Source organism: Bacillus aerius (assembly GCF_029894105.1).
GTDB lineage: Bacteria > Bacillota > Bacilli > Bacillales > Bacillaceae > Bacillus > Bacillus altitudinis.
This window is the reverse complement of the sequence record NZ_JARYHO010000001.1, coordinates 751,541-777,489: the sequence shown is the minus strand read 5'-3', so window position 1 is coordinate 777,489 and position 25,949 is coordinate 751,541. Positions and strand designations below refer to the sequence as shown.

Sequence of the window (25,949 nt, the reverse complement as noted above, 5' to 3'; positions counted from 1 at the left end):
TGGTGATATTTATGCTCACTTAAAAAAAATTTGGTGATTACTTCATATTAGAAGGTTAAATGATCATAATGGCCTTTCGCGGTTCTTTGCCCACTATTATTTAAGGACTAAAGACACCACACACTCCACATGTGCCGTATGCGGAAACATATCCACTGGTTGCATGTATTCGATCTTGTAGTCTTTTGACATGTATTCGAGGTCTTTTGCTAGTGTAGATGGGTTGCAAGAGACGTAGACAAAGCGTTTTGGTTTGACTTGTTTAACGGTGTCTAGGAAAGTGCGTTCGCAGCCTGTTCTTGGCGGGTCGACGACGATAACATCGGGACGGAAGCCTTCTTTGACCCATTTTGGCAGCCAGTGTTCGGCTGTGCCTGTCACATAAGTTGCGTTTTTCATGCCGTGTTTTTTGGCATTTTTCTTCGCGTCATCAATTGATTCTTTGATGACATCCATACCTCTTACTTCTTTTGCTCCATCTGAGAGCCACATTCCAATGGTTCCAACGCCGCAATACGCATCGACTACCTTTTCTTTGCCAGTCAGTTTGGCCGCTTTTTTCGCTTCATCATAAAGCTTTAGCGTCTGCTTCGGATTCAATTGGAAGAAAGCCCGTGCACTCAATTCAAATGAGACGTCTCCTAAAAATTCTTGGATGACCATGTTGCCAGCTAGGAGCGATGTTTTATGCCCAAAGATGACTGACGTTTTTTCGCCATTGATATTGTGCATAATAGACGTCACTTCTGGCAGACGTTTTTGAATGGCTTCGGCGATTTCTTTTTTCTTTGGAAACTCAGGCTTTGATGTGACAAGGACGACTTGTACTTCACCTGTTTCAAAGCCGACACGCACAACAATCGAGCGCACGTCGCCTTTTCTTGTCCGCTCGTTGTAGACAGATACGCCGAATTTCTCTAAAATTTTGCGGACGACGCCTGTTGTTTTGTTCGTTTTCGGATGCTGGACGATACATTCCTTGATCGGAACAAGTTTATGAGAATTCAGCCCATAAAGCCCTGCGATGATGTCGCCGCTATGTGATCTTCCGACTTGGAACTGACTTTTATTCCGGTAGTGCCATGGATCTTCCATACCGATTGTTGGTCTAATGTCGATCTTTTCAACCGACAGCTTTGTATGACGCTCCATTGATTGAATGACAATATCGCGTTTTTCCTTTAACTGCTGCTCGTATGCCAAATGCTGAAGCTGACAGCCTCCGCACTCTTCGTATACTGGGCACGGCGGTTTCACTCGATGTTCTGAGCGCTTGCGGACTTTCCTCACCGTACCTTCTGCATATTTCGCTTGAACATTCGTTGCTTCAACTACTACTTCCTCACCTGGAAGTGCACCTGGGACAAAGACCACTTGCTTTTTAAAATAACCGACCCCTTCCCCATTAATGCCAAGGCGTTTAATGGTAAGCGGGAACTGCTGCCCCTTTTGCAGAAGGGCTCCTTGCTGTTTTTCTTTCACGTTTATTCTCTCCGTTCTATTTAAACCTTTATCGGTTGTCCTCATTTTATTCCATCTGAATAGTATATCACGACTTGGACGAAGAGAGAAAATGCCTTTCAATTATTTATCCGTCTCTATACTTCTCCATAAATAAAGGGAGGCGTAGCTTAAATAAGGTGCCCACTCCTTGCTTAAAACTGCCATCTCTTCTTTTGTTGGCTTTTCTGGCAGGTCAAAGTGACGTTTGATCGCATTTTGAATCCCGATATCTGCCATTGGAAAGAGATTTGGTCTTCCAAGTCCATTCATGAGGACATTTTGAACCGTCCAAGGTCCAATCCCTCTAATCGGAAGCAGACGTTCTTCAATTTCAATATCCGTTAAGTCGTGTAATTCTTCTAAATTCAGAGAGCCACTCACTATTCGCTTTGAGACATCAATCACATATTCCGCTTTTCGCTGACTGAATTGCAGTTTTCTCAAATCGTCGGTTTCAAGTGATGCAATGGTATCCGGTAAAGGGTCAAACCAGACGCCGTCGATTTGCTCACCATACGTATGAACAAACCGTTTCGTCAGCTCATAAGCAAATGCAAGATTGAGCTGCTGATGAATGATGCATTTCATCAAGCAATGATATAGATGGAAATCCAGCATAAGCGGCGTTCCGATATGACGTTCAAAAATGGGCGCAAGATTTGTTTGAGCAAAATGGTCATGCACGGCGTGTAATTGATGCTCCATGCCAAATATCCGCTTCACCTCAGAAAGGATCGCTTCCTCCGGCCCGTTAGCCTGCACACGGAACGAAGGCGCTTCTTTTGTTCCTGTCGCTTGAACGACTGCAACGTACGGTTTATGATTCAGCCTCATCGGTACTTTGATTTCTCTTTTATCCAGATCGACCGCCTTTAATGGATCGCTCGACAAACGTCTCAGCACTTGATCGAAGTGATAGGGCGGTTCAACCAATAGGTGTTTTTCCCACATGTTTTTCCTCTTCCTTTCTGCCAACACACGCAGATGTGATTGTTTCACTTTGCATGAATGATTCTCTATATTGAATACTTTTAAATATAAAGAGTACAAGAATTTATCAGTTATATCTTCCTTATTTATGGTCATTCTCCTTTTGGATAGATGAAAATTTTTAGTCGAATTCAGCTAAAATTCGACAGCAATCTTCAACATTTTAGGATCATTTTCCTTAAATTAGAAATAGAACCTATGGGTGATATCTTCTATTTCAAAAATATTTGTATAATTATGACATATCAAGGAGGTGAACAAAGGAATTAGCGGATTAGGCAATCATTTGTTTCATCTTGCAGGAACATATTTACCTCATTGATCACCGGCTTCACCTAGTTTCACGTTTTACTAAAAGAAGACCCAAAATTTAAAAACAAAGGAGATCCGACCAATGAAAAAAACAATTCTTTCTGTTGCCCTTGCCACTGCTGTTTCTTCGACACTACCAGTATTCGCTGACGCTGCTGAGCAAAAAACTGCTCCAGTTTCAACAACTATTCAGCAAACTGTGTTAAACAAAGCTGCTGAAGGTAAAGCTTCAACAAATGCGACAAATGTTAACATTAACTTTGACGTACTTGGAATTGCCAATGCATTAATTAATGCTGCAAATGCTAACACAAACCGTGAAGGCTTTGTCAAAGGATTAATGGAGTCTGCTTTCTATGCTGCTGGCGCAAAATACAATGTTATGGTATTTAACTTAAGCCAAGGCTATGAGACTCGTTTCAACGGTGTTAAAACGTTTGCTACTGTTAAATACGGAAGCATTACGTACGGAGTTTGGGTATTTGAAAATGGATCTTTCACAAACAAAGGTGATGGCGGTTACATCAACTGGGCATTTAGAGGTTGGTTCGACCGTAACGGTGGTTTCGTCAACTTCCGTCGTCCTTAATTCTCGCTTTATCCATCAATCATACACGCACATTGGACCGATCTCAGCGATGAGATCGGCTTTTTTATGGTGAAAACGTATAAGTTCACCGCTGCTGCTTCATGATATAATGCAAGTCTGGAGGGGTGCACATGCTGAAAAAACTTGCAGTGACAAAAAACGGCGACTTGATTGAACATGCAACATTGCAGCAGCTTTCAAGCCCCGATATTGCCTGGTATTGGATTGATTTTTATGCGCCAACGGAAAAGGAAGCAGCACTGTTAAAGGAATTTTTTCAGTTCCATCCGCTTGCGATTGAAGACTGCTTCCATTATTTACAGCGGCCGAAGCTTGATTTTTATGAAGGGTATTTATTTTTCGTCCTTCATGCCCTCAATCAAAAAACACTTCGATCTGAAGAAGTCGACCTGTTTGTTGGAGAAAACTATATCGTTACTTTTCATTTGAAGGAAGCACCCTACATTGATCGAGTCATTCGAAAGCTCAAAGGGTCTGATAAAGCACGAGAGAGCGGTCCAGAGCATATGGCTTATATGCTGATTGACCAGCTCGTCGATGATTATTTTCCTATTATTTATCAAATTGAGGACAGGCTCAATGAAATCGAGGATGAAGAAGGGCATAAAACGTATGGTACATTAATGAACGAAGTATTCGGTATTCGATCCGATTTGCTCAAACTGCGCAGAACCATTATCCCGATGAGGGACCTCTTATATCGAATTGTGAACACGAATATGATGAAAAGCGATGCAAACCGGCAAGCATATTTTAATGATATTTATGATCATCTATTGAAACTAACAGAAATCGTTGAGTCAAACCGTGATATGACAGCCGATTTACGAGACAGCTATCAAACACTAAATTCCAATCGAATGAATGCCATCATGATGACACTGACCATTGTCTCGACGATTTTTATTCCACTGACCTTTATTGTTGGGGTATATGGGATGAACTTTGATAACATGCCTGAATTACACTGGAAATATGGCTATTTTGGCGTACTGATTTTCATGGGTTTGCTTGTCTCAGGGATGCTTTTGTGGTTTAAACATAAAGGATGGTTTAGGATTTTTAAATAGTTTTTTGAGAGAAGTGCTTGAAAGGGAGATACTATGGAAAACTGGATTCCACTGACAGACAAAGAACTAAAGTACGCATGGAAGACATTTGATCAAAAGTTTAAATTTAACCCAAGCATCTCTCGCTTTCCCGGTTTTCAAGCACCATCTCCTTACATCACATATGATATCTCTGCTTATTTCGAGTACCCTTCTCTCCTAAGTGCGGATGAAGACCTTGAAAAGAAGGCACTGCTGTCTTTTCAGGAGAATATCACCGGAACGGACGAATATATGCAGGTACTTGATTGGCAGCACGACTGCTATTGGATCACACCATACGGCTCATTTGAAAAAGATGAATTTGGAGAATGGAGAGTTCCTGTGCTCCCAAATGGAGATGACTATTTCTTTTTATCAAAAGAGATGACCTGGGGTTTACTAGGACATCCTTGGGAGCAAAGCATCACGATTTTCGGTGAGGGCTTGATTAACTCCTTTACTCGTCATCGTCCCCTTTTGTTCCAGCGTAAAATAAGAGAAGGATAATTCAAAAAGCTTGCAGATGTCTGCAAGCCTCGGATTGTTGACAAAGGGCTAAAATGAACTTGATTTTAGCCCTTTGTCTTCGTTTCAGCGTGATAGAAAACCTTTGCAGCCCTAGGAAGGACGAGTACTGGCGCGGAGCGAATTTCACATTCGTGAGCACCAGCACGCAGGACTGACAACGAATGCGAGGGTTTGGCTACACGCTGAAGCTTGCAGATGTCTGCAAGCTTTTTTCTATAGCTGAGGGAGATGCCATACTTTTTCAAGCATGAGATCGTCTAAGCTTTTAAAGGTATATCCTTGTTTTTTTAAAGCAGTGATGGCATCATCAAGTGCCTCGGCATTGTCCCTTGAGACGGTATGAAGTAAGTAAATGGCACCCGGATGCGCCTGTTTCATCATTTGATTGTACGCATACTGTTTTCCTTTTTGATGGTGGATGTGCCAATCTACAAACGCCACTGACCAGAAAACGGTTTGGTAGCCAAGCTGTTTCGTTTCCTTTAGTACCCTTTCACTGAACACCCCGCGCGGTGGACGAAGGTAGAAGTTATCTTGTTTTCCTGTGATTTTGTATACCGCTTCATTGACACGATCTAGCTCTTCTTTGATTTCTTTCGTACTCTTTGTTGTTAAATCTGGATGGTGATAGGAATGGTTGCCAATAATATGACCTTCCTCTGCCATACGTTTGACGAGCTTAGGCTGGTCCTTTACGAAGTGCCCAGTCACAAAAAAGGTGCCGGGTACTTGATGTTTTTTCAGCACGTCCAAGATTTTGGGTGTGTATCCATTCTCATAGCCATTGTCGAATGTAAAATAAATCTCTTTCTTTTTCGTATTTCCTAAATAGAAAGCATCATATTTCTTTAAGAGTGTCGTCAGTTCCTTGCCGGCATCTGCTGGCTTATGCTCTTTGCTTTTAGCAAATCCCCAATGAATCGGCTGATTAGACACGGCTTCTAAGTTTGAAAAAGGCATCGATACAAAAAGCGCACATAGACAGATCAGTATGCATTTTTTCATTTACGTCACTTCCCGGTTTTTCTTCTATTGTGCAGAATATACCGGGTACTCATACACTTTTTGACCTGCCAATTTAAAGAAAAAAGCCCGCATCAGCGCGAGCTATTCTTCCTTCCAATCGGTTTTAAACCGTTCATATTTCGCTTCTAGGTCGTCAATCATCTGGATGAGTCTGTCTATATCCTCAACGTCTGTGGATTCAGGATCTAATGAATCAATCACATTCATAAACATATCTAATCGGTTCTTTAAATAATCAACCTGCTGCTCTTTGCTGTCTGCTGCCTTGCCCATAGATACACTCCCTTTAGCATTTGTTTATAGCTTATCTTTTTTTCCTTTGTAAATCAATTGTGTCCCCTCTTGCGTATAACGGTGATGGGGCTTAAAATTAACTGTTGGCGGGTCTATGTTTGCCCGAATGAAAAGGAGATAGATACCATGAACCAAAAAACAGCACTTCGTCCGATTACACCTGCATTCGACCCTTGGGAAGCCTATCTCGATGTGCAGGATTACGGAGAAATGAAGCTGACAAATATTGAATTGACGACAACGACGTTGTGTAACATGAGATGTGAGCACTGTGCGGTTGGCTATACTTTGCAGCCAAAAGATCCGAATGCACTGCCACTCGATTTACTGCTTCGCCGTTTAGATGAAGTACCGCTCTTGCGTTCCCTTAGCATTACAGGCGGAGAGCCGATGCTGTCTCTGAAATCTGTACGGGAATATGTCGTTCCTCTATTAAAGTATGCCCATGAACGCGGCGTCCGTACCCAAATTAATTCGAATTTAACACTTGATTTGGCTCGATATGAAGAGATTATTCCATACTTGGATGTCCTACACATTTCACATAACTGGGGAACAGTCGAAGAGTTTGCTACGGTTGGTTTTGCAATGATGGACCGAAAGCCAACCTTTGAGCAGCGCGAGAAATTGTTTAACCGCATGATTGAGAATAGTCAGGCACTTGTGAAAGCGGGTGTAACCGTATCTGCTGAAACGATGCTGAATAAACGTACGCTTCCTTATATTGAACACATCCATCGTCAAATCGTGGACGAGATGAAATGCCAGCGCCACGAAGTTCATCCGATGTATCCAAGTGATTTTGCCAGCGCCCTTGAATCATTGTCGCTTCCGCAAATGCGGGATGCGATTCATCAGCTGCTCGATGTTCGTGATGAGAACACTTGGATGCTGTTTGGCACATTGCCATTTTATTCATGCAGCACAGATGAAGAAGACCAGCGCCTCTTGACTCGATTGCGTCAAGCGAAAAATGTGACAGTACGAAATGACCCTGATGGCCGTTCACGGTTGAATGTGAATATTTTTGATGGGAATATTATTGTGACAGACTTTGGCGATACACCGCCATTAGGAAATATTGAAACCGATACGTTGCAATCAGCTTATACACGCTGGATGAACACAAAATTGGCAAAAGAACTGAATTGTCATTGCCCAAGTGTGCAATGCCTTGGTCCGAATGTTCTTGTGAAAAACAGTTATTATCAAGATGTTGATTTTACTTCTCGTACAGCCAGGGGGTAACCGATAGATGGACGAAACATTTCTGACAGTGGTCAAGAACAAATACATTGAAATTCTCCTTGTTGGCCTCATTCTTTGGCTTGCCGTCTTTATGATCAACAAAGCGCTTCAGATTTTCTTTAAACGCACTGAATTCATTGAAGACAAGAAGAAAAAAACGATTGAGAGCTTGGTCAAATCGGTTTCAAAGTATACAGCTTCCATATGTTTTGTCTTATATGTGATTTCTCTATTTTTTCATGACTTTGGGAAGATTCTTGCGGGGGCTGGTGTTGCTGGAATTGTCATTGGTTTTGGCGCTCAGACCTTGATTCGTGATATTTTAGCCGGCATCTTCCTCATTTATGAAAGGCAAATTCATAAAGGTGACTATGTGACGGTCAATAATCTTTTTAACGGAACCATTGAAGAAATTGGTCTCCGGTCTTTGCAAATTAGAGAATGGAGCGGCAAGCTGTTAACCATTTCAAACGGAGACATTCGTCAAATCCAAAACTACAATATGCACTACATGCGTATCACAGAGTCAGTCTTGATCAGCGCAAACCAAAATCCTGACATTGCTTTCAAGGCGCTAGAAACAGCATGTGATCAGTTAAATCAAATGCATCATGATTTACTGAAAAAAGATGAATTCCAAAACGCCATTGAACCTTTTCAGGTTCATGGCATTATGGGGCTCAATAAATTGAATCGCGGGATTGAGATCACCGTAAAAGGAATGGTCGAGGATGAAAAATACTTCGAAGCCGCCCTCGCTGTGCGAAAAGAAATGATCACACAACTTCATCAGCATGATGTGAAATTGCTTGAGGATCTCGTCTATCCACAGCCTGCAAAATAACCTCATTTGTGATGGGGTTATTTTTTTGATCACTTTTTGTTAATTAGTTAATTATCATGCATGTAGTTCACATGATCATTCGGTGTGATGAGCTGACTAGACCGCATGAGAAAAATAAGACGCTTGAACAACTTGGACATATCAGCTAAGGAATTCTTTTCTTTTCAGCCCTCTTACTTCTATCCTCTTGACTGATTCATGTATAATAGAAAGCAGATTGATTTCATGCAGCATGGGGACCCTCATACTGTGTATTTACTAAGTGAAAGAGAGTGAATAAGATGGGTCGTAAGTGGAACAACATTAAAGAAAAGAAAGCATCAAAGGATGCCAATACAAGTCGTATTTACGCAAAATTCGGGCGTGAAATCTATGTGGCTGCCAAGCAAGGTGAGCCAAACCCAGAATCAAACCAAGCACTTCGCTTTGTCCTAGAACGTGCAAAAACATATAGTGTCCCAAAACACATTGTGGACCGTGCGATTGAAAAAGCAAAAGGCGGCGCAGAAGAGAACTTCGATGAGCTGCGTTACGAAGGATTTGGTCCAAACGGATCTATGGTGATCGTTGATGCCCTGACCAATAACGTTAACCGCACAGCGTCTGATGTTCGTGCAGCATTTGGGAAAAACGGCGGAAATATGGGCGTCAGTGGATCTGTTGCTTACATGTTTGACCAAACAGCGGTGATCGGTGTCGAGGGGAAAAGTGAAGAAGAAACGCTTGAACTTTTAATGGAAGCAGACATTGATGTACGTGACATTATGGAAGAAGATGATACGGTGATCGTCTACGCTGAACCAGATCAATTCCATCAAGTACAAGAAGCGTTCAAACAGGCAGGCGTAGAAGAATTTACTGTCGCTGAAATCACAATGCTGCCTCAAAACGAAGTGACATTAGATGATGAATCGAAAGCACAATTCGAGAAACTCATCGATGTATTAGAAGAGCTTGAAGACGTGCAGCAAGTTTATCATAATGTGGATTTAGGGGAATAATCAGCTAAGCCATCGTAGTTGTTGGATTCATTCAACTTCCGCGTTGGCTTTTTTATTGTCTAGGTAAGGTTTACGTTCTACTCAAGACCATGTAATATGAAGAAACAGTCGTTTCCACAAATAACCAAGGAGCTGAGTTTCATTTTTAAAACATGGTGGTTTTCGTATTATGGCTTTATGATCCTCCCTTTTATTGGCCTATGCTTAATTTTCAACAATTTGACGATATTCACTAAAGTCTTTCTCTTTCTTTTCTTTGTATGGTTTTTATATAACGCCTTTGATTTTTACATTCATGAAATGAAAAAGAAAAAAGATAGGACATCTTAATCAAAAAACAGTCATCTCCCCTTGGTAAGAGGAGATGACTGTTTTTAATTCATCCCTTGAAACCCAAACGTCAGGTGATCCTGAACAGGAATCCAAGCGCCGATTCCTTGTGAGGTCACATTTTTTACGACAAGTTTGCGTTTATTTCCCTTGAGCACAAGGTACACTTCTCCGTAAGTAACCTTTCCTTTTTCGTTAATCGCTGGAGCGTACGCATGCAGGGTTGCTGCTTTTTTCGGAGATACGTGGTAGGACTGATCTCGCTTTGTTCCTGCACCAATCACTGTGTCGAAGGCGAGCGGAAGTTTTGTTTTTTGGATGGCTTTTTGCATCATCAACGTTTTTACATCTTCTGGGTTTGGTACTTTTGCTGTGAGCCCTCCACTTACTTTTACTTGTTGCTTTTGCACATATTTGCCGATGGCTGTTTTGTTTCCGCCTCTATTATCAATGTGATTCGTGTTCACTTTTTTGTATTCCCAATTGGCGACGGTTTCGTTTGAATCATAGCTGAGTGCCCATCTTCCAAGAAAAATCGTTGCCCTGTAGCCAACTGCTAGCGGTGTACCTGAGATACTGGATTCATTCAGCATTTTAATTAAATGTGTATTTTCAATTGGTACACTTGTTGTTTTAAATAATTCGGCCGTCAGCTCGCTCGGCTGTAGCAGCGGTTGATCTTGTGACGCATTTGGATACGTATTTTCCTTTGAGATACTGGCGACAGACGATGGCACCTTAAACGACTTTGCTGCCTCGGCTGGAAAGCTGTATAGAAAACTTAAGGATAAGAGAACAACAAACATGATGCGGGGCATCTTTTTCATATCATCACTCTTTCTCATTCATTTTTCCATAGTATTTTCCCGAAAGACGTCCCTTATCCACAAAAGATTATAAAAGGAAAAATCCAATCGCCATAATGAAATAGGCAGCGAGCAATGTAGCACCTTCAAACCAGTTCGTATCCCCATCATTTGAAAGGATGACCGTTAGTAAAACAGAGGATGCCATGGCAATGAGCTCTGGTAATGAGAAGATCAGTGGCATTTGCTTTTCAAAAAACAGAGAGCTGATCACAAGGATCGGTGCGACCATCATGGCGACTTGAAGCGTAGAACCGAAAGCAATTTCGACCGCGACATCCATTTTGTTTTTATACGCCATAATGACAGCAGAAGCGTGTTCTGCTGCATTACCGACAATCGCAACAATGATGACCCCGATAAACAGTTCACTCCAGCCAAACTGTTCTCCGACTGTGTCAAATGTATGGACGAGCCGCTCTGAAATATACGCCACAGCAATTGTCGCAAGGAGTAAAATCGCCGTGGCAAACTTCCCAGACCATTCTGGTGTTTCTTCTTCCGTCGCTGCTTCCCCTTCCGCAATTTCCTGCTTGGCAACATAAACACCTCTGTGGCTCACCAGTTTGAAATAGAGTGCTGCGACATAAAGCAAAATCATCACAATGCTAATGCCAATACTTAAAACAAATTGACGATCTTCTGCCATCCCTATGGAAAAGACTTCTGGAATGACAAATGCCACAATAATCGCAAACATAAGCAGCCCAGAGTTATGCCTTGCATCGTGGACATTGAACTCTTGTCGTTTAAATTTCAATCCGCCAACGAAAAAAGACAGTCCAGCCACAAGCAGTAAATTGCCGATCACTGAGCCAGTGAGTGAAGCAAGGACAATGGCGGTGAGTCCTTGTTTTAATGCAAAAAATGAAATAATTAATTCCACTGCATTCCCAAAAGTAGCATTTAACAGCCCGCCAATTCTTGGTCCCGCTATAATGGCAAGACTCTCTGTCGCTCTTCCCATAAAACTTGCAAGACCGATGATGGCGATACAATAGACGGCAAACATGACAGCCTGCGGGAAATGAAGAAAACTGCCAATTACAGATAATGGAACACCAATTGCGACAATCACAAGAAACAAACGATTCATACAGCCAATCTCCTTTACATCATATCTGACTGTTATTCTTTCGTGAGTGCCGGCATCATATACATTTAGATTCGTTCGTGTGAAAGGGTGATATCAATCGTTCCTTTCACGGATTGCACCATGGAGCAATGCTTCAACGCAAGTTTCATTACTTTTTCCAGCTGTTCATCAGAGGTGCTGATGCTTTCAAAGATCATATGTAAATGAATATGAGTGATTTTGTTTACAGTTCCTTCTCTTGTCGTTTCAGGCGTAATGGTCAGTCCTTGATAGGATATTCGTTTTTTCCGGCATACATGAATGACCATTTCTCCAAAACAGCCCGCAATAGCCGAGGTGAACAATTGATACGGCCTGTATCCCGCTTCTTTATTTCCCGAAATAGACAGCTGCCTTTGATCAGCATTTGCGACCCACCGATCATTTTCGTATATCAGCTTCATTCCTTTTCCACCTTTCTATTGAAACCCCTATGGTTCCATTGTACGATGAAAGCATGAACTTGTAAGGAGCTTCTTATGTCGAGAATTCATTTTATGATTTTAATTTTACTTGTATCCGTATCTGGTTTTTCGCAGGGAGCGTTACTGCCAGTTATTTCGATTATTTTCGAACATGCCGGCACTTCCCCGACGTTAAACGGACTGCATGCCACCGGCTTATATCTCGGCGTGCTGCTTGCGTCTCCTTTTATGGAAGCCCCGCTTCGCCGCTTCGGATTTAAGCCATTGATCGTCATTGGGGGCGCTGCTGTCTTTTTAAGTTTGTTTAGCTTTGTCTTTATTGAATCTTATGTCGTCTGGTTCTTCTTGCGGCTGATGATTGGCATCGGTGATCATATGCTTCATTTCTCCACACAGACGTGGGTAACCTATGCCTCATCATCTAGAAATCGCGGGCGAAATATTTCATTGTATGGGTTATCCTTTGGACTCGGTTTTGCCGCTGGCCCTTTTTTAACACCACTCATTGAAATCAATCCATCCTTGCCGTTTATTGTGTCTGGTGCAGTTAGTTTGTGTATTTGGCTGCTTGTGTTTGTTTTAAAAAATACATATCCTGATACAGGTGAAATGCAGACGTCAGAGCAGACAAATAGTTTGAAGCGCTTCAAGAAGGCGTTCCAATTTGGCTGGGTAGCGTTTATGATGCCGTTTTGCTACGGCTTTTTAGAAACGACACTCAATAGTAACTTCCCTGTGTATGCGCTGAGAAGCGGGGTGACGATAGATGCTGTTGCGTTTATTTTACCTGCGTTTGCGATTGGGAGTATTGTTTTTCAGCTTCCTCTCGGGATGCTGAGTGACCGTTTCGGCAGACGACGCATGATTTTAGTTGTGACACTCGTCGGTTCATGCTTTTTCCTTTTAGCAGGGATTTTCATTCAGTCCGTTTTGGCTGTTGCGATCTGTTTCTTTATCGCCGGTATGGCTGTAGGTTCGACCTTCTCACTTGGCATCAGTTATATGACGGACTTATTGCCAAAGCATCTGCTGCCTGCTGGAAACTTAATGTGCGGGATGGCGTTTAGTGCAGGAAGTATTCTCGGTCCGGTTCTTGGCGGATTCTTTGTGCAGACGTTCGAGGGCATGAATTTACTTTACCTTGTCAGCATTGTGATTTTATTTGTATTTTGTTGTGTTCGATTTGGGAAGACGCTGGCAGTGGTTGAAAGTAACTAAATGGAGGATCTATTTTGTTTACATTTAACATTTCAGATGACTTAAAATTGGCGTGTTTACATGTAACCGATGCAGAGGCATTATTTGCACTTATCCAGCAGAATAAAGATCACTTGGGAGAGTGGCTACCATGGGTGAATCACTGTCATCGCATAGAAGATGTTCAATCATTTATTCAATCTGCCCGCACTGCCTATGCTGAAAAAAAAGATATAGAAGCGGGTATCGTATTAAACGATCAATTAATCGGTGTATTCCGCATGACGTTTCAGAATCCGATAGGCAATATTGGGTATTGGATTGGTGAAGATGCACAGGGGCAAGGTATTGTGACCAAAACAGTGAAATGGATGACAGATACTTTTGCTCCTGAAGTCGATGGATTTGAAATCTTTTGTCCTGTTGGGCATGTCAGAAGTGAACGTGTTGCGATGAAAGCAGGCTTTCAGCTCGATCCAAACTATCAGCCAAAGCCTGAAGCAGCTTTTCTCCTGAAGCGTTATATACGGAAATTGAATCATTAAAAACTCCCCTGCACCTATGCAGAGGAGTTTTTTCATCTAGTGATACCCATTTTGCCCATTCGCACTTCCACTTGTTTTGTGCTTTGGCTGATGGCCTTTGTTTTGTTTTGTGTTGCTTCCGCCTTTTTTCGATTGTTTAGACATTCGTTATTCCCCCATCCGTCAAGATTGAACATGTTCGTTCTTCTTTAGGATGCCCGTATTTCTTCACACCTTGCCTGGTACGATTTTACGCTTATGTAAAAGCGCATTGAGCTCGCCGCCGAGGATGATCATAATGCCGGTTAAATAAAACCAGATCATTAATATAATAATTCCCCCAATGCTTCCGTACATCGCACTATAGTTGGCAAATTCGCCTACGTAAAATGAGAATAGCATGCTGACGAGAATCCAGCCAACAGATGCAAATATGGCGCCTGGCAGCACAAATTTCAATTTCAGCCTGATGTTAGGGGCAAAATAATATAGGGATGTAAAAACAATCAGTAAAATCAGTGGACTAATAATCCATCTCATGGCGGTCCAAATGGTGAGAAACGCATCTGACTGTCCTACTAATTTGGCAACGAATAAGCCAAGTTCTTTTCCAAAGACAGGCAGCATCAAGGCAAAAATAATCGTAAGCACCATCGCAATGGTTAAGATGATCGATGTTAAACGTACGAGAATGAAGGAACGATTTTCCTCAACTTCGTAAGCGTGGTTAAATGCTCTGACCACCGCATTAATGCCGTTTGATGCAGACCAGAGTGCCGCAATAATCCCGAATGACAACAATCCGCCGTTACGGTTATTCAGCGTCTCTTCGGCAATGGATTCAATCATCGAAAGCGCTCCCTCTGGCGCATAACCAGAAATGACGCTTAGAACATCCTTTGATGTCAGCGGCAAATAACCAACAAGTGTCAGCACGAAGATGAGAAACGGAAATAATGAAAGCAAAAAGAAATACGCAAGTTCAGCTGATTTTGCCGGTCCTTCATGCAGCAAAAAGCGTCCAATTAACGCTTTAACAAAACCCATACGCCTCATCTCCAATGATCAATCTTTCTGTTTCTTTTGAAAGTGATCCTTTGTTTCTTCAATAATCTCTAATACCTTTGGTGTTGTTTCCTTTAACTGATTCACCTGTTCATTCAGAAAAGACAAATCATCTGAGACCGTTCTCATCAATTGCTTCGTTTCTTCCATTTTTTCCTTCACGCAAGCAGACATCCTGCCAGGCTCCAGGCGGTATTCATCCAGCTTTTGCTGGCAGTCATTCCATTTTTCTTTTAATGCAATCCTTGTTGGGCGATGAAATAATGTCAGCAATATGCCGCAGGCTGCGCCTATAACAGCTCCCCGAAGCACGATTTGATTGTTCTCTTCCATCTCATCTGATCTCCTTTCAGTTAAAGGTGTTTCTCTTTTTTTACATACGTCAAAAAACGATCAATTCCTGTTTCGATTAAATCATGTACTTCCTCAAAATTCCCAGTGTAATAAGGATCTGGCACATCGTCTCGATCGTCGTCTTCTACAAAGTCAAGAAGACGGCCAATAAAGTGATGTTTTCCATAGCCGGCTATACTGCGGAGAGCGCCTACATTTTCAGCATCCATCGCAATGATATAGTCGTATGTGGTGATATCCTTATCCATGATTTGTCTTGCAGTCATTCCTTCATAGCTGATGCCCTTTTCATCAAGCAGCTTTCGTGTTCCTTCATGCGGAGGACTGCCTTGATGCCAGCCGCCAATGCCTGCTGAATCAATCACAAAGTGTTCACTCAGCCCTTCGTCTTCGACTCGTTTTCTAAACATCGCCTCTGCCATCGGTGACCTGCAAATATTGCCGAGGCACACAAATAATACATGAATCATCCTTCATTCTCCTCCTATCTTTTCCCTAAGAATCCCTTTGGAAAACCTTTTCTCTATCATATCAAGCCCTTTTTCTTTTGGAAACTTTGCAAGAAAAACTCCCATCGCCATTGACAAAATACACAAAAAAAGGAGAAACTTTAGGAGAATTACACAAACAAAGGGGGACATTAGATGGGAATCATTGAGCAGTTTGTCACGACGATGAACAATTTTTTGTGGGGGCCTCCCCTGTTGATTTTAATTGTTGGTACTGGAATCTACCTCACCTTTCGCATCCTCTTCATTCAAATTAGATTACTTCCTTATTCTTTAAAGCTCGCTTTTTCAAAACAAGACAAAACATCAGAGGGAGATATCTCCCATTTCCAAGCATTAATGACGGCTCTTGCTGCAACTGTCGGTACAGGGAATATCGTCGGTGTTGCCTCAGCTGTCATTGCAGGTGGTCCTGGTGCAGTATTTTGGATGTGGTTTGCTGCATTTTTCGGGATGGCCACCAAGTTTGCAGAAGCTGTTCTGGCTGTAAAATACAGGGTCAAAAACGAAAAAGGCGAAATGTCTGGCGGACCTATGTATTATTTAGAGCATGGTTTAAAGCAGAAATGGCTAGGGGTGCTATTTGCTGTTTTCGGTGCCAGTGCTGCCTTTGGGATTGGCAACCTGGTACAGTCTAATTCCATCTCAGGCGTCATGAATTCTACTTTTCAAATTCCAACATGGGTAACAGGTATCATCATTACCGCCTTTACGGCGCTCGTGATTTTAGGCGGAATTAAAAGTATCGGCCGAGTGACATCTATTTTTGTACCAGTCATGGCTTTATTTTACGTCATTTGTGGTCTGATCATTCTTGTCATGAATGCTGATCTTGTTCCAGGCGCAGTTGGGCTGATTTTTTCAGATGCCTTTACAGGTCAAGCCGTAGCAGGTGGTGCGATTGGAACCGTTATTCGCTGGGGTGTCGCACGAGGAGTCTTTTCCAATGAAGCAGGTCTTGGATCAGCACCAATTGCTGCTGCAGCTGCGAAAACGGATATGCCTGCCCGTCAAGCTCTCGTCTCTATGACGCAAGTGTTTATTGACACCATCATTGTTTGTTCTATCACTGGCATTACGATTGTCATGGCAGATATGTATTTAACAGAAAAAAGTGATGCGCTGACTTCGTTATCCTTTGCTCACTTCCTCGGTCCAGCTGGCTCAATCATCGTGGCAATCGGGCTGCTCCTGTTTGCCTATTCAACCATCATTGGCTGGTCCTATTATGGAGAGAAATGCTTTACATATTTGGCGAAGGATTCGTACGTCATGTATTACCGTATCGTGTTTGTGATAGCTGTCTTTTTCGGTGCCGTGTTTAAGAATGACTTCGTCTGGGGCGTAGCAGATATGCTCAATGGACTGATGGCCATTCCAAACTTAATTGGCCTCATCGGTTTATCAGGTGTTGTGGTGTTTGAATCCAAACGAATCATTGATAAGATCAAAGAGGAGAAAAAGGAAAAAAACATTTCAGTGTCGTCATAATAGCCCTTTTATTCTTTTGCTTTTCTGTTAAAATAGACATATTATTCGACACATGCAGGAAAGGACGTGCCGCCCTTGTCACAGCAAAAAGCGGCTGAAGTCAATCAGCTGATTGAAGACATTTCGCAAAAGCTCAATATGCTGAATATTGGAGTCATCAAAGCCGAAGACTTCAGTCCAGATAAGTATGAAGATATTGAATTTCTTCACCAAATGGTGATGAAAAAATCTTCATTCAGCCCAAGTGAAATGCAAGCCATTGCAAGCGAGCTGAAAAGCTTAAGAAAATAATCGTGCACCTGATACTGAATTTCGGTTGACGCCGCTTTCTTACATCCATGCACAGAAAAAGCCAGCACCTCGCAAGGTGCTGGCTTTGTTTATCCTGTCAAAACTACTTATTTTGCGAGCAGTTTTAATGATTCACGGTTAAATGCTGGAATGTCATCAGGTGTACGGCTTGTGACAAGCTGATCCTGACAAACGACGACTTCTTCATCTTTGAATGTGGCGCCTGCGTTTTCCATATCTACTTGAATGGATGTATAGCCGGTTGCGCCTCTTCCTTCCAGCGTCTTCGCTGTAATAAGCAATTGCGGTCCATGACAGATCGCAAATACTGGTTTTTTCTCGTCCATAAAGGCTTTTGTGAATTGCACATAGCGATCATCCGCACGCAGAATGTCTGGTGAGAAGCCGCCAGGAATCAGAAGTGCATCGAAGTCTTCTGGTTTCACGTTATCGATAGACGCATCGACTCTTACTTCTGCCTCTCCTTGCTTTCCTTTCACTGTTTTTCCTTTTTCGTTTTCAATCACTGTGATCTCATGGCCTGCGTCTTTAAAGGCTTTTGCAGGCTCGGTGAATTCAACATCCTCAAAGTAATCTGTTAGGACAACTGCAATTTTCTTACCCATGTAGAAACCCTCCTGCTTGATTATCGTTTACACTACACACTATACCCCCGCCAATTGAAATCAAACATCCTATCCCTATGAGAAAACCCCCTTTCAGAAAAATAAGCATTTAGACTCATTCACATTCCCTTAACAAGGTAATTCGTATGATTTATGTTATCTTTACAATAATCTGCAAAAAATAACTACAAAAGTTAACGAAACATTTCTACAATAGGTATTGTGGTCAAAAAAATTAGAAAGGCGGAGATCAGGTGAAGAAGCAAGCACATAGGTCTAAACGAAGGAAAAACCTGTCTATTCTGCTCACTTCCATGATGTTGATTAGTCTCATTCTCCCAGCAGTACCTACTCATGCAGAAACAGAAAGCGGCAGCGCCGTAAAGGTCAGTATCTTAGCCACAACGGATGTTCATGCGAACATGATGAATTATGATTACTACAGCGACAAAGACACAAATGAATTCGGTTTGGCAAAAACAGCCGAGCTGATTGACAAGCACCGTTCACAAAATCCCAATACACTCCTTGTTGATAACGGAGACCTGATTCAAGGAACCCCTCTTGGAGAATACGTTTATAAAAATGAAAAAGACAGCATCATCAATCAAACAAAGGTTCACCCCATTATTCATACACTCAACAAATTAAAATATGATGCAGGTACACTCGGCAATCATGAATTTAACTACGGTTTATCTTTTCTTGACGGTACCATTGCGGGCGCCAACTTCCCGATTGTCAATGCGAACGTCAAAAAGTTAAACGGAGAACACCGATTTACTCCTTATGTCATTCAGGATAAAACCTTTAAAGATGCAAACGGAGCCTCCCAAACTGTGAAAGTCGGTTACATAGGATTCGTACCACCACAAATTATGACGTGGGATAAGAAACATTTAGATGGACAAGTTCAAGTGCAAGATATTGTGGAGTCTGCCAATGAAACCATTCCAGAAATGAAAGCAAAAGGCGCAGATGTCATCGTCGCTCTTGCTCATACAGGAATTGAAAAAACAGCTTCACCTAAAGGATCAGAAAATATGATCTTTGACCTTGCCACGAAAACAAAGGGCATTGATGCGATTGTGTCTGGCCACCAGCATGGCACATTCCCAAGCGCTGAATATAGCGGCGTAGACAAATTTGATGTCGCGAAGGGAACCATTAATGGCATTCCTGTCGTCATGTCAAAAAACTGGGGAAGCTACCTCGGGGTCATTGATTTAACGCTAGAACCAGACGGCAGCAACTGGAAAGTCACAGATGGAACAGGCAAAATCGAATCCGTTGCCGGGGTGACATCTCAAAACAGTACAGTGAAAAATGCCATTCAAACAACTCACCAAAACACCCTGGATTATGTCAGAAAGCCAGTTGGAAAAACAGAAGCAGACATTAACAGCTTTTTCGCTCAAGTGATGGATGACCCTTCTATTCAAATCGTGACAGATGCCCAGAAATGGTATGCACAAGAAAAAATGAAAGATACTTCGTACAAAAACTTGCCGATACTCTCTGCGGGTGCGCCATTTAAAGCCGGCGGACGCAATGGTGTGAACTATTATACAAATATCGCAAAAGGTGATTTAGCGATTAAAAACATCGGCGATCTCTATCTTTACGATAACACCGTACAGATTGTAAAACTAAAAGGCAGTGAAGTAAAAGACTGGCTTGAAATGTCTGCTGGTCAGTTTAACCAAATTAAACCAAATACTTCAAATGAACAGCCTATTTTAAACGAAGAATACCGCTCATATAATTTTGATGTGATCGATGGTGTGACGTACCAAGTAGATGTCACACAGCCTGCTAAATACAGCACAACGGGCACACTTGTTAACGCTAGTGCGAACCGCATCAAAAACTTGTCTTACAACGGAAAACCCGTTTCTGACAATCAAGAATTTTTAGTCGTGACAAACAACTACCGTGCATCTGGCGGCGGAGGCTTCCCGCACCTCACACAAGATAAAGTCGTGCTTGCCTCAGCAGATGAGAACCGCCAAGTGCTGATGGATTATATTATTGAACAAAAAACCATTAACCCAAGCGCAGATCAAAACTGGTCCATTGCACCAGTAAAAGGCGCAACCGTCACCTTTGAATCCTCTCTACTTGCAAAACCGTTCGCAGAGAAATCAAGCAGCGTCGACTTTATTCGGAATGCCAGCACAGACGGACTTGGCGTGTACAAGCTAGCGTTTAAAGATGATGGTACAACAGAACCACCTGCAACAGACAATTGGCATTTAACGGTGATGCATACAAACGATACACATGCCCATCTGGATGATGCAGCAAGACGCGCAACCAAGATCAAAGAAGTTCGCGCCCAAAGCGAAAACAATATTTTATTAGACGCTGGAGATGTCTTCTCTGGTGATCTCTATTTCACAAAATGGCAAGGACTTGCCGATCTGAAACTGATGAACTTAATGAAATACGATGCCATGACGTTTGGGAATCATGAATTTGACAAAGGTCCATCTGTCCTTCGTCAATTCCTGACAGGTGATGCATCCAGTGTAGATGCTCAAAACCGTCATCAGTTTGAAAAACCGAACTTCCCGATCGTGTCATCAAACGTGAATGTCTCTAAGGAAAAACAGTTAAGCGACTTAGTGAAAAAACCAGCAACATTTAAAGCTGGTGAGAAAAAAGAAGCTGGCATTTACCCTTACATTCTGCTTGATATAAATGGTGAAAAGGTCGCTGTATTCGGTCTAACCACTGAAGACACAGCCATTACATCCAGCAGTGGTCCAAACATTCAATTTCAAGATGCATACAAAAAAGCAAAAGAAACAGTCAAAACCATTCAAACTGAAGAAAAAATCAATAAAATTATTGCGCTCACACATATTGGCTATAACCGTGATCTAGAATTGGCTCAAAAAGTAGATGGCATTGATCTCATCATTGGTGGTCATACCCACACCCTTGTTGAAAAATTAAAGGTCATCAATAAAAAAGAACCAACGATTGTTGCGCAAGTAAAAGACTACGGACAATTTTTAGGAAAAGTAGACGTGGCCTTTGACAAAAAAGGCGTCGTACAGCCAAAAGAATCTACTTTTGACCTCATCACGATCGACGACTCTGTGAAAGAAGATGCGGACGCAAAAGCGATTCTTGATCAGTACAAGGCAGATATCCAAGATTTAAAAACCGAAAAAGTCGGGACGTCAGATGTCTTCTTAGATGGACAGCGTGAACACGTCCGTGCAAAGGAAACGAACCTTGGAAACTTTATTGCAGATGGCATGTTAAAGAAAGCACAAGAATCTGCTGGGGCTGACCTTGCCATTACAAACGGCGGCGGTATTCGAGGCAGCATTGAAAAAGGAGATATCACATTAGGGGATATTTTAACCGTGATGCCTTTTGGAAACACACTATATGTCGCAGATTTAAAAGGCAGTCAAATTAAAAAAGCGCTTGAACAAGGTCTTTCAGGCATTGAAGAAGGCGGAGGCGCATTCCCTCATGTAGCCGGTATTGAATATACGTTTACACTGAGTAAACCAGCTGGCAGTAGACTGATTGATGTCAAATTGAAAGATCAAAAGGGTAATCTGACTGACATTGATGATCAGAAAACATACCGCGTGGCGACTAACGCATTTGTCGGCACAGGCGGTGATGGCTACAGCGTCTTTACAGAAGCGTCTCATGGTGAAGACTTAGGCTATGTTGACTATGAAATTTTCAAAGAGCAAATTGAACAGGCAGACGGTCATATTTCTCCAGTCATCGACCATCGAGTGAAAGAAGTATTCCTTCCTCGCTTGAAAGGAAAAGGCACCTATGACATTCAAGATGATGAGAAATTCCAAACGTATGTGCAGCATACGAACAAAGCATTGCTCTATTTAGACAAAGCAACCGAAGCGAAAAAGGTTCAATTGTCTCTATCAAAAGGGCAAGTAGCTGAACTGAAGAAACGAGAGCAAGATCCAAACGTCACCATCTATCATGACAAAGTCGGTCTAGCATTACCGCTCTCCAATTTGTCAGAGCAACATGCAGATATATCGATGGCAAAAACAAATAAGGTGAAAAACGCATTAACCGACACATACGATTTCCAAATCAAACAAGATCAGAAAAATGTGTCTACCTTTAAAGATCCCGTCACACTGTTCTTTACATTAGATGCGCCTGAAAAAGCGAAAAAACCAGGTGTCTATTATGTCGATCGTGAGAAAAACCGCTATGCCAAAACAAGTAACGGTTCATTCGAAAACGGGATTGTCTCAGGTAAAACGGAGCACTTTAGTGAATACACCGTACTCAATCAAAGTGAAGCTGCTGGAACAGCTCCAGACCAAAATGGCGGAGACGGTGGAACTTCTGCTCCAGGCGGTTCGGATCCAAGTCAGGATGGAAGCGGCATGCCAGGCGGCACACTACCGAATACCGCAACGATGATGTATACAGCGGTATTAATTGGCTTGCTCATGCTCGCCTCAGGCGGTATCCTTTATTACTACCAGCGCAAGCGTACAAGAAACAAAGTATCATCTTAAAAGAAAAGGACAGAGGGCTAAAATGGACTTGATTTTAGCCCTTTGTCTTCTTTTCAGCGTGATAGAAAACCTTTGCAGTCTAGGAAAGTCGAGCACCGGAGCGGAGCGAATTTGACATTCGTGAGCACCAGCACGCAGGACTGACACCGAATGCGAGGGTTTGTCTACACGCTGAGGACAGAGCTTCGGCTCTGTCCTTTTTCCATCTCACTATCAATCTTGGGATAAATACATCCAATTACGGTCATCAAATTCTTTCACATCATCTGACCCTATATGACGCAGCATTCTATTAAAGAACGTGATATCATCTTCATCATCAACGGCATATAAATCCTTTTGAACATATTCTCTCGTAATGAAATTCGTTAAGTTCGTGTTATTCACAAATTCAGCAAAGTACGATTGCACAAGGGTTAAATCTTCTTCATTTAATGTTTCATCACTGATAATTGAAATATGAAACACATTCAAAATCGCTTGAATGTCTTCTTCATCCATATAACATAATGGCTCTAATTTTCTATCTTCTTCCGTAAACGGTTTTCGCGTGTCTTCAATGATGACATAACATAAAATCCTCTGATCTTTCATCACGCTAAAAATTTCTACATCTCTTAATTTTAATGGTCTATTCAGTCTGATCATTTGTCCTCCTAAAATGTTGCTCTTGTTTCCCTAAAACCTGAAATAGACAGAGCCTCGGCCCTGTCTACTTCTCTCTTCTAGCAAAATCCACGAATCTGAAACGATCTAGCCGGTGGCGGCTTTCGGTGTATTGGAATAGACTCGTATCCTCCAAGAACACATAATTCTTCACCACCACCACATGATCAAACCCGTTCAAATCGAGATACCTCTCATCTTCTTCAGTACATGGCTCGACCACAAATTCTTTTTGAGCATAACTAATCGAGACCCCAAGTTCTCCTTCAATATACTCATAGATCGATCCTTCACAAATGTCCTTAGACAAGAACGGCACATGTTTTTGCAAGAAGTAATCTTTGTCTAAAATGACTTCTTCTCCGCTAATATTGCGAGAGCGAATGACTTCCCAAACGTCCTCCTGCCCACTGATTTTCAGCTGAGACTGAATATACTGATCTGGCTTGATTAAACCGAACTCATGAACCGTTGTTACCGTCTTTCGCCCAAGCGTTTTGGAAAGCTCTTTAAAGCTGACAAGACCCGAAACTGGGAACTGCATTTTCTCTCGATTCAGCAATACTGAGCCTTTCCCACGAATTTTTTGGATATAGCCATTTTGCACAAGGATGTTTAATGCCTTTCTCACCGTCTCACGGGATGTGTCATACATGACAGATAGCTCATGTTCTGATGGGAGGATGCCTTTATCCTGCCATTCACCTTGTTCAATTCGTCTAGCGAGCTGATCATAAATCACTCGAAACTTATTCTCTTTCATTTTCCCTCCGCCCCATTTACTAGCGTTTGGTTAAATGATAAACGATTGACTCATATGGGCGCAACGTAAATCCCTTGATATCTGCCGGCATATCCTCATAATTGGACAGCAGGACTTGCCCTTCCATTTCATTGACATCCTTTGCAAGCTCATCTGGAAGTGTAAAGTCCGTCTCGCCTGCATAAAAATGGTTGATCACGAGAATCTTCTCATCTTTGCCTTCCCGTACATACGCAAACACCTTTGGATCATCTGCCAGCAATAAAGTAAAGCTTCCATAGGTGATTACATCAAGTTCCTTACGAAGCCTGCAAAGGGCTTGATAATGATAAAAAATCGACTTCTCATCTTTTAAGGCAGCTTCTACTGAAATGCCGTTTTGAGCTGGTTCAATCCAAGGCGTACCTTTTGAGAACCCCACATTTTTTTCCGACGTCCATTGCATAGGTGTCCTTGCGTTATCTCTTGATTTGACCTGTAAAATCGCCAAAGCTTCTTCCTTTGTTTTCCCTTTTTCAAGCATGACTTCGTACATATTCAGTGATTCGATATCGCGGTATGACGAAATGTCCTCAAAACGAGGATTCTTCATCCCAATTTCTTCACCTTGATAAATATAAGGAGTGCCTTGCATCAAATGAATGGTGGTCGCCAGCATCTTCGCTGATTGCTGATGGTACGTGCCATCATCACCGTATCTAGACACGATGCGTGGCTGATCATGGTTGCACCAAAATAGTGCGTTCCAGCCGCCGCCCTCATGCATTTTCGTCTGCCATTCTGACAGAATTGATTTCAACTCTAGAAAATCAAATGGCGCAATGGCCCACTTTTCACCGTTAGGATAGTCAACTTTTAAATGATGAAAATTAAACGTCATATCCAGCTCCTGCCGATCAGGTCTTGTATACCGAATGCAGTCTGCAATATTCGTTGAAGACATTTCCCCCACGGTCATGCTATCGTATTTCGAAAACACTTCCTGGTTCATTTCATGCAAGAATTCATGAATTCTCGGCCCATCTGTATAGTACATACGCCCGTCACCTTGCACTGATTGCCCGGCATCATCTAAAAAGCGTTGATCCTTTGAAATGTTATTGATGACATCCAATCTGAATCCATCGATCCCTTTTTCAAACCAAAAGTGCATGATGGCATATACTTTCCTGCGCACTTCATCATGTTCCCAATTGAGGTCTGCCTGGGTAACATCATATAAATGAAGATAATAGTCACCTGTCGCTTCATCTAATTCCCACGCTGGCCCGCCAAACTTTGACTGCCAGTCATTCGGAGGAGAGCCGTCCGCTTTCGGCTCCTTCCAAATATAATAGTCTCGATACGGGTTTTCCTTCGACTCTCGGGAGGCTTGAAACCACTCATGGAAAATAGATGTATGGTTCACAGCGAGATCCATGATGACACGAATCCCTCGTTCATGTGCTTCTTTCAGCATGTGCTCAAAATCGGCCATTGTGCCGTACATGTCATGGATTTTTGTATAATCACTAATATCATAACCGTTGTCATGCTGTGGTGACTCATACATTGGAGTCAGCCAAATACAATCCGCCCCTAGCTCTTTAATATAGTCGAGCTTTTTCGTCACGCCATTGATATCACCTGTACCAGAGCCTGTTGTGTCTAAAAAGCTCTTCGGATAGATTTGATAGACCACGGCTTTTTTCCACCACGGTTCGTTTGTTTGTTGATTCAATTTCC

At 42.2% G+C, this 25,949-nt stretch carries 25 protein-coding genes; 11 read left to right on the top strand and 14 right to left on the bottom strand.

Annotated elements, in window-relative coordinates; all coding sequences use genetic code 11:
- Positions 1 to 96: 96 nt before the first annotated feature.
- Positions 97 to 1,482: a 23S rRNA (uracil(1939)-C(5))-methyltransferase RlmD gene (gene rlmD, locus M2353_RS03930; RefSeq protein WP_373368004.1), complete on the bottom strand. Its 1,386-nt coding sequence runs from the start codon at positions 1,480 to 1,482 to the stop codon at positions 97 to 99.
- 102 nt (positions 1,483 to 1,584) lie between these two features.
- Positions 1,585 to 2,454, bottom strand: a complete 870-nt coding sequence (locus M2353_RS03925) for a DNA-3-methyladenine glycosylase family protein (protein ID WP_282916941.1) — start codon at positions 2,452 to 2,454, stop codon at positions 1,585 to 1,587.
- Positions 2,455 to 2,887: 433 nt separating this feature from the next.
- Between M2353_RS03925 and M2353_RS03920 the strand changes: the two genes are divergently transcribed.
- The 3 genes from M2353_RS03920 (at position 2,888) to M2353_RS03910 (ending at position 5,013) form a co-directional block, all read left to right on the top strand.
- Entirely contained in the window at positions 2,888 to 3,394 is a 507-nt protein-coding gene (locus tag M2353_RS03920; RefSeq protein ID WP_024720250.1) for a hypothetical protein, read from the top strand.
- 131 nt (positions 3,395 to 3,525) lie between these two features.
- Positions 3,526 to 4,485, top strand: a complete 960-nt coding sequence (gene corA / locus M2353_RS03915) for a magnesium/cobalt transporter CorA (RefSeq protein ID WP_007496624.1) — start codon at positions 3,526 to 3,528, stop codon at positions 4,483 to 4,485.
- Positions 4,486 to 4,518: 33 nt separating this feature from the next.
- Entirely contained in the window at positions 4,519 to 5,013 is a 495-nt protein-coding gene (locus M2353_RS03910) for a DUF2716 domain-containing protein (protein ID WP_284724987.1), read from the top strand.
- Between the two features lie 234 nt (positions 5,014 to 5,247).
- On the opposite strand, the gene pdaA is transcribed toward M2353_RS03910, so the two are convergent.
- Positions 5,248 to 6,039 (bottom strand): delta-lactam-biosynthetic de-N-acetylase, encoded by a 792-nt coding sequence (gene pdaA, locus M2353_RS03905; RefSeq protein ID WP_284724986.1) that lies wholly within the window; start codon positions 6,037 to 6,039, stop codon positions 5,248 to 5,250.
- Positions 6,040 to 6,141: 102 nt separating this feature from the next.
- Positions 6,142 to 6,333 (bottom strand): SE1561 family protein, encoded by a 192-nt coding sequence (locus tag M2353_RS03900; RefSeq protein WP_003218031.1) that lies wholly within the window; start codon positions 6,331 to 6,333, stop codon positions 6,142 to 6,144.
- Between the two features lie 147 nt (positions 6,334 to 6,480).
- Between M2353_RS03900 and yfkAB the strand changes: the two genes are divergently transcribed.
- The 3 genes from yfkAB to M2353_RS03885 all read left to right on the top strand — a co-directional run bounded on the left by yfkAB (position 6,481) and on the right by M2353_RS03885 (position 9,447).
- Entirely contained in the window at positions 6,481 to 7,602 is a 1,122-nt protein-coding gene (yfkAB, locus tag M2353_RS03895; RefSeq protein WP_017358799.1) for a radical SAM/CxCxxxxC motif protein YfkAB, read from the top strand.
- A gap of 7 nt (positions 7,603 to 7,609) precedes the next feature.
- The gene (locus tag M2353_RS03890) at positions 7,610 to 8,446 is read left to right on the top strand and encodes a mechanosensitive ion channel family protein (RefSeq protein WP_025206933.1); all 837 of its coding nucleotides are present in this window, start codon (positions 7,610 to 7,612) and stop codon (positions 8,444 to 8,446) included.
- Positions 8,447 to 8,727: 281 nt separating this feature from the next.
- On the top strand, positions 8,728 to 9,447 hold the full coding sequence (locus M2353_RS03885) for a YebC/PmpR family DNA-binding transcriptional regulator (RefSeq protein WP_007496614.1): 720 nt from the start codon (positions 8,728 to 8,730) through the stop codon (positions 9,445 to 9,447).
- Between the two features lie 374 nt (positions 9,448 to 9,821).
- On the opposite strand, the gene M2353_RS03880 is transcribed toward M2353_RS03885, so the two are convergent.
- The 3 genes from M2353_RS03880 to M2353_RS03870 all read right to left on the bottom strand — a co-directional run bounded on the left by M2353_RS03880 (position 9,822) and on the right by M2353_RS03870 (position 12,182).
- A complete protein-coding gene (locus tag M2353_RS03880; protein ID WP_396466804.1) occupies positions 9,822 to 10,604 on the bottom strand; it encodes a YfkD family protein in 783 nt (260 codons plus the stop codon).
- 67 nt (positions 10,605 to 10,671) lie between these two features.
- The gene (cax, locus tag M2353_RS03875) at positions 10,672 to 11,739 is read right to left on the bottom strand and encodes a calcium/proton exchanger (RefSeq protein ID WP_060832170.1); all 1,068 of its coding nucleotides are present in this window, start codon (positions 11,737 to 11,739) and stop codon (positions 10,672 to 10,674) included.
- 65 nt (positions 11,740 to 11,804) lie between these two features.
- On the bottom strand, positions 11,805 to 12,182 hold the full coding sequence (locus tag M2353_RS03870) for an OsmC family protein (RefSeq protein ID WP_024720244.1): 378 nt from the start codon (positions 12,180 to 12,182) through the stop codon (positions 11,805 to 11,807).
- Between the two features lie 75 nt (positions 12,183 to 12,257).
- Here M2353_RS03870 and M2353_RS03865 point away from each other — a divergent pair, with 75 nt between their 5' ends.
- Positions 12,258 to 13,421 (top strand): MFS transporter, encoded by a 1,164-nt coding sequence (locus tag M2353_RS03865; RefSeq protein ID WP_284724985.1) that lies wholly within the window; start codon positions 12,258 to 12,260, stop codon positions 13,419 to 13,421.
- Between the two features lie 14 nt (positions 13,422 to 13,435).
- Complete coding sequence (locus tag M2353_RS03860; protein ID WP_284724984.1) at positions 13,436 to 13,945, top strand: GNAT family N-acetyltransferase; 510 nt, start codon at positions 13,436 to 13,438, stop codon at positions 13,943 to 13,945.
- A gap of 207 nt (positions 13,946 to 14,152) precedes the next feature.
- Here the strand turns inward: M2353_RS03860 and M2353_RS03855 are convergent, their stop codons facing one another.
- The 3 genes from M2353_RS03855 to M2353_RS03845 are packed head-to-tail and all read right to left on the bottom strand — an operon-like array spanning position 14,153 to position 15,813.
- Positions 14,153 to 14,971, bottom strand: coding sequence for a YihY/virulence factor BrkB family protein (locus M2353_RS03855; protein ID WP_008341753.1), 819 nt, complete (start codon positions 14,969 to 14,971; stop codon positions 14,153 to 14,155).
- An 18-nt stretch (positions 14,972 to 14,989) separates the two neighbouring features.
- The gene (locus M2353_RS03850; RefSeq protein WP_284724983.1) at positions 14,990 to 15,322 is read right to left on the bottom strand and encodes a hypothetical protein; all 333 of its coding nucleotides are present in this window, start codon (positions 15,320 to 15,322) and stop codon (positions 14,990 to 14,992) included.
- Positions 15,323 to 15,342: 20 nt separating this feature from the next.
- Positions 15,343 to 15,813: a low molecular weight protein-tyrosine-phosphatase gene (locus M2353_RS03845; RefSeq protein WP_045034476.1), complete on the bottom strand. Its 471-nt coding sequence runs from the start codon at positions 15,811 to 15,813 to the stop codon at positions 15,343 to 15,345.
- Positions 15,814 to 15,987: 174 nt separating this feature from the next.
- Between M2353_RS03845 and M2353_RS03840 the strand changes: the two genes are divergently transcribed.
- Positions 15,988 to 17,343 carry an alanine/glycine:cation symporter family protein gene (locus M2353_RS03840; RefSeq protein WP_284724982.1) on the top strand — a complete coding sequence of 452 codons (1,356 nt, stop codon included), beginning with the start codon at positions 15,988 to 15,990 and terminating at the stop codon, positions 17,341 to 17,343.
- A 75-nt stretch (positions 17,344 to 17,418) separates the two neighbouring features.
- The gene (locus M2353_RS03835; RefSeq protein ID WP_008341757.1) at positions 17,419 to 17,634 is read left to right on the top strand and encodes a DUF1128 domain-containing protein; all 216 of its coding nucleotides are present in this window, start codon (positions 17,419 to 17,421) and stop codon (positions 17,632 to 17,634) included.
- Between the two features lie 107 nt (positions 17,635 to 17,741).
- Here M2353_RS03835 and M2353_RS03830 read toward each other — a convergent pair whose 3' ends face one another.
- Positions 17,742 to 18,260, bottom strand: coding sequence for a type 1 glutamine amidotransferase domain-containing protein (locus M2353_RS03830; RefSeq protein ID WP_041090693.1), 519 nt, complete (start codon positions 18,258 to 18,260; stop codon positions 17,742 to 17,744).
- 254 nt (positions 18,261 to 18,514) lie between these two features.
- Between M2353_RS03830 and M2353_RS03825 the strand changes: the two genes are divergently transcribed.
- A complete protein-coding gene (locus tag M2353_RS03825; protein WP_284724981.1) occupies positions 18,515 to 22,795 on the top strand; it encodes a multifunctional 2',3'-cyclic-nucleotide 2'-phosphodiesterase/3'-nucleotidase/5'-nucleotidase in 4,281 nt (1,426 codons plus the stop codon).
- A 213-nt stretch (positions 22,796 to 23,008) separates the two neighbouring features.
- Here M2353_RS03825 and M2353_RS03820 read toward each other — a convergent pair whose 3' ends face one another.
- The 3 genes from M2353_RS03820 to treC all read right to left on the bottom strand — a co-directional run bounded on the left by M2353_RS03820 (position 23,009) and on the right by treC (position 25,944).
- Positions 23,009 to 23,443, bottom strand: a complete 435-nt coding sequence (locus tag M2353_RS03820; RefSeq protein ID WP_284724980.1) for a terpene synthase — start codon at positions 23,441 to 23,443, stop codon at positions 23,009 to 23,011.
- Between the two features lie 64 nt (positions 23,444 to 23,507).
- The gene (treR, locus tag M2353_RS03815) at positions 23,508 to 24,224 is read right to left on the bottom strand and encodes a trehalose operon repressor (RefSeq protein ID WP_284724979.1); all 717 of its coding nucleotides are present in this window, start codon (positions 24,222 to 24,224) and stop codon (positions 23,508 to 23,510) included.
- Positions 24,225 to 24,243: 19 nt separating this feature from the next.
- The gene (gene treC / locus M2353_RS03810) at positions 24,244 to 25,944 is read right to left on the bottom strand and encodes an alpha,alpha-phosphotrehalase (protein WP_284724978.1); all 1,701 of its coding nucleotides are present in this window, start codon (positions 25,942 to 25,944) and stop codon (positions 24,244 to 24,246) included.
- Between the last annotated feature and the right edge of the window lie 5 nt (positions 25,945 to 25,949).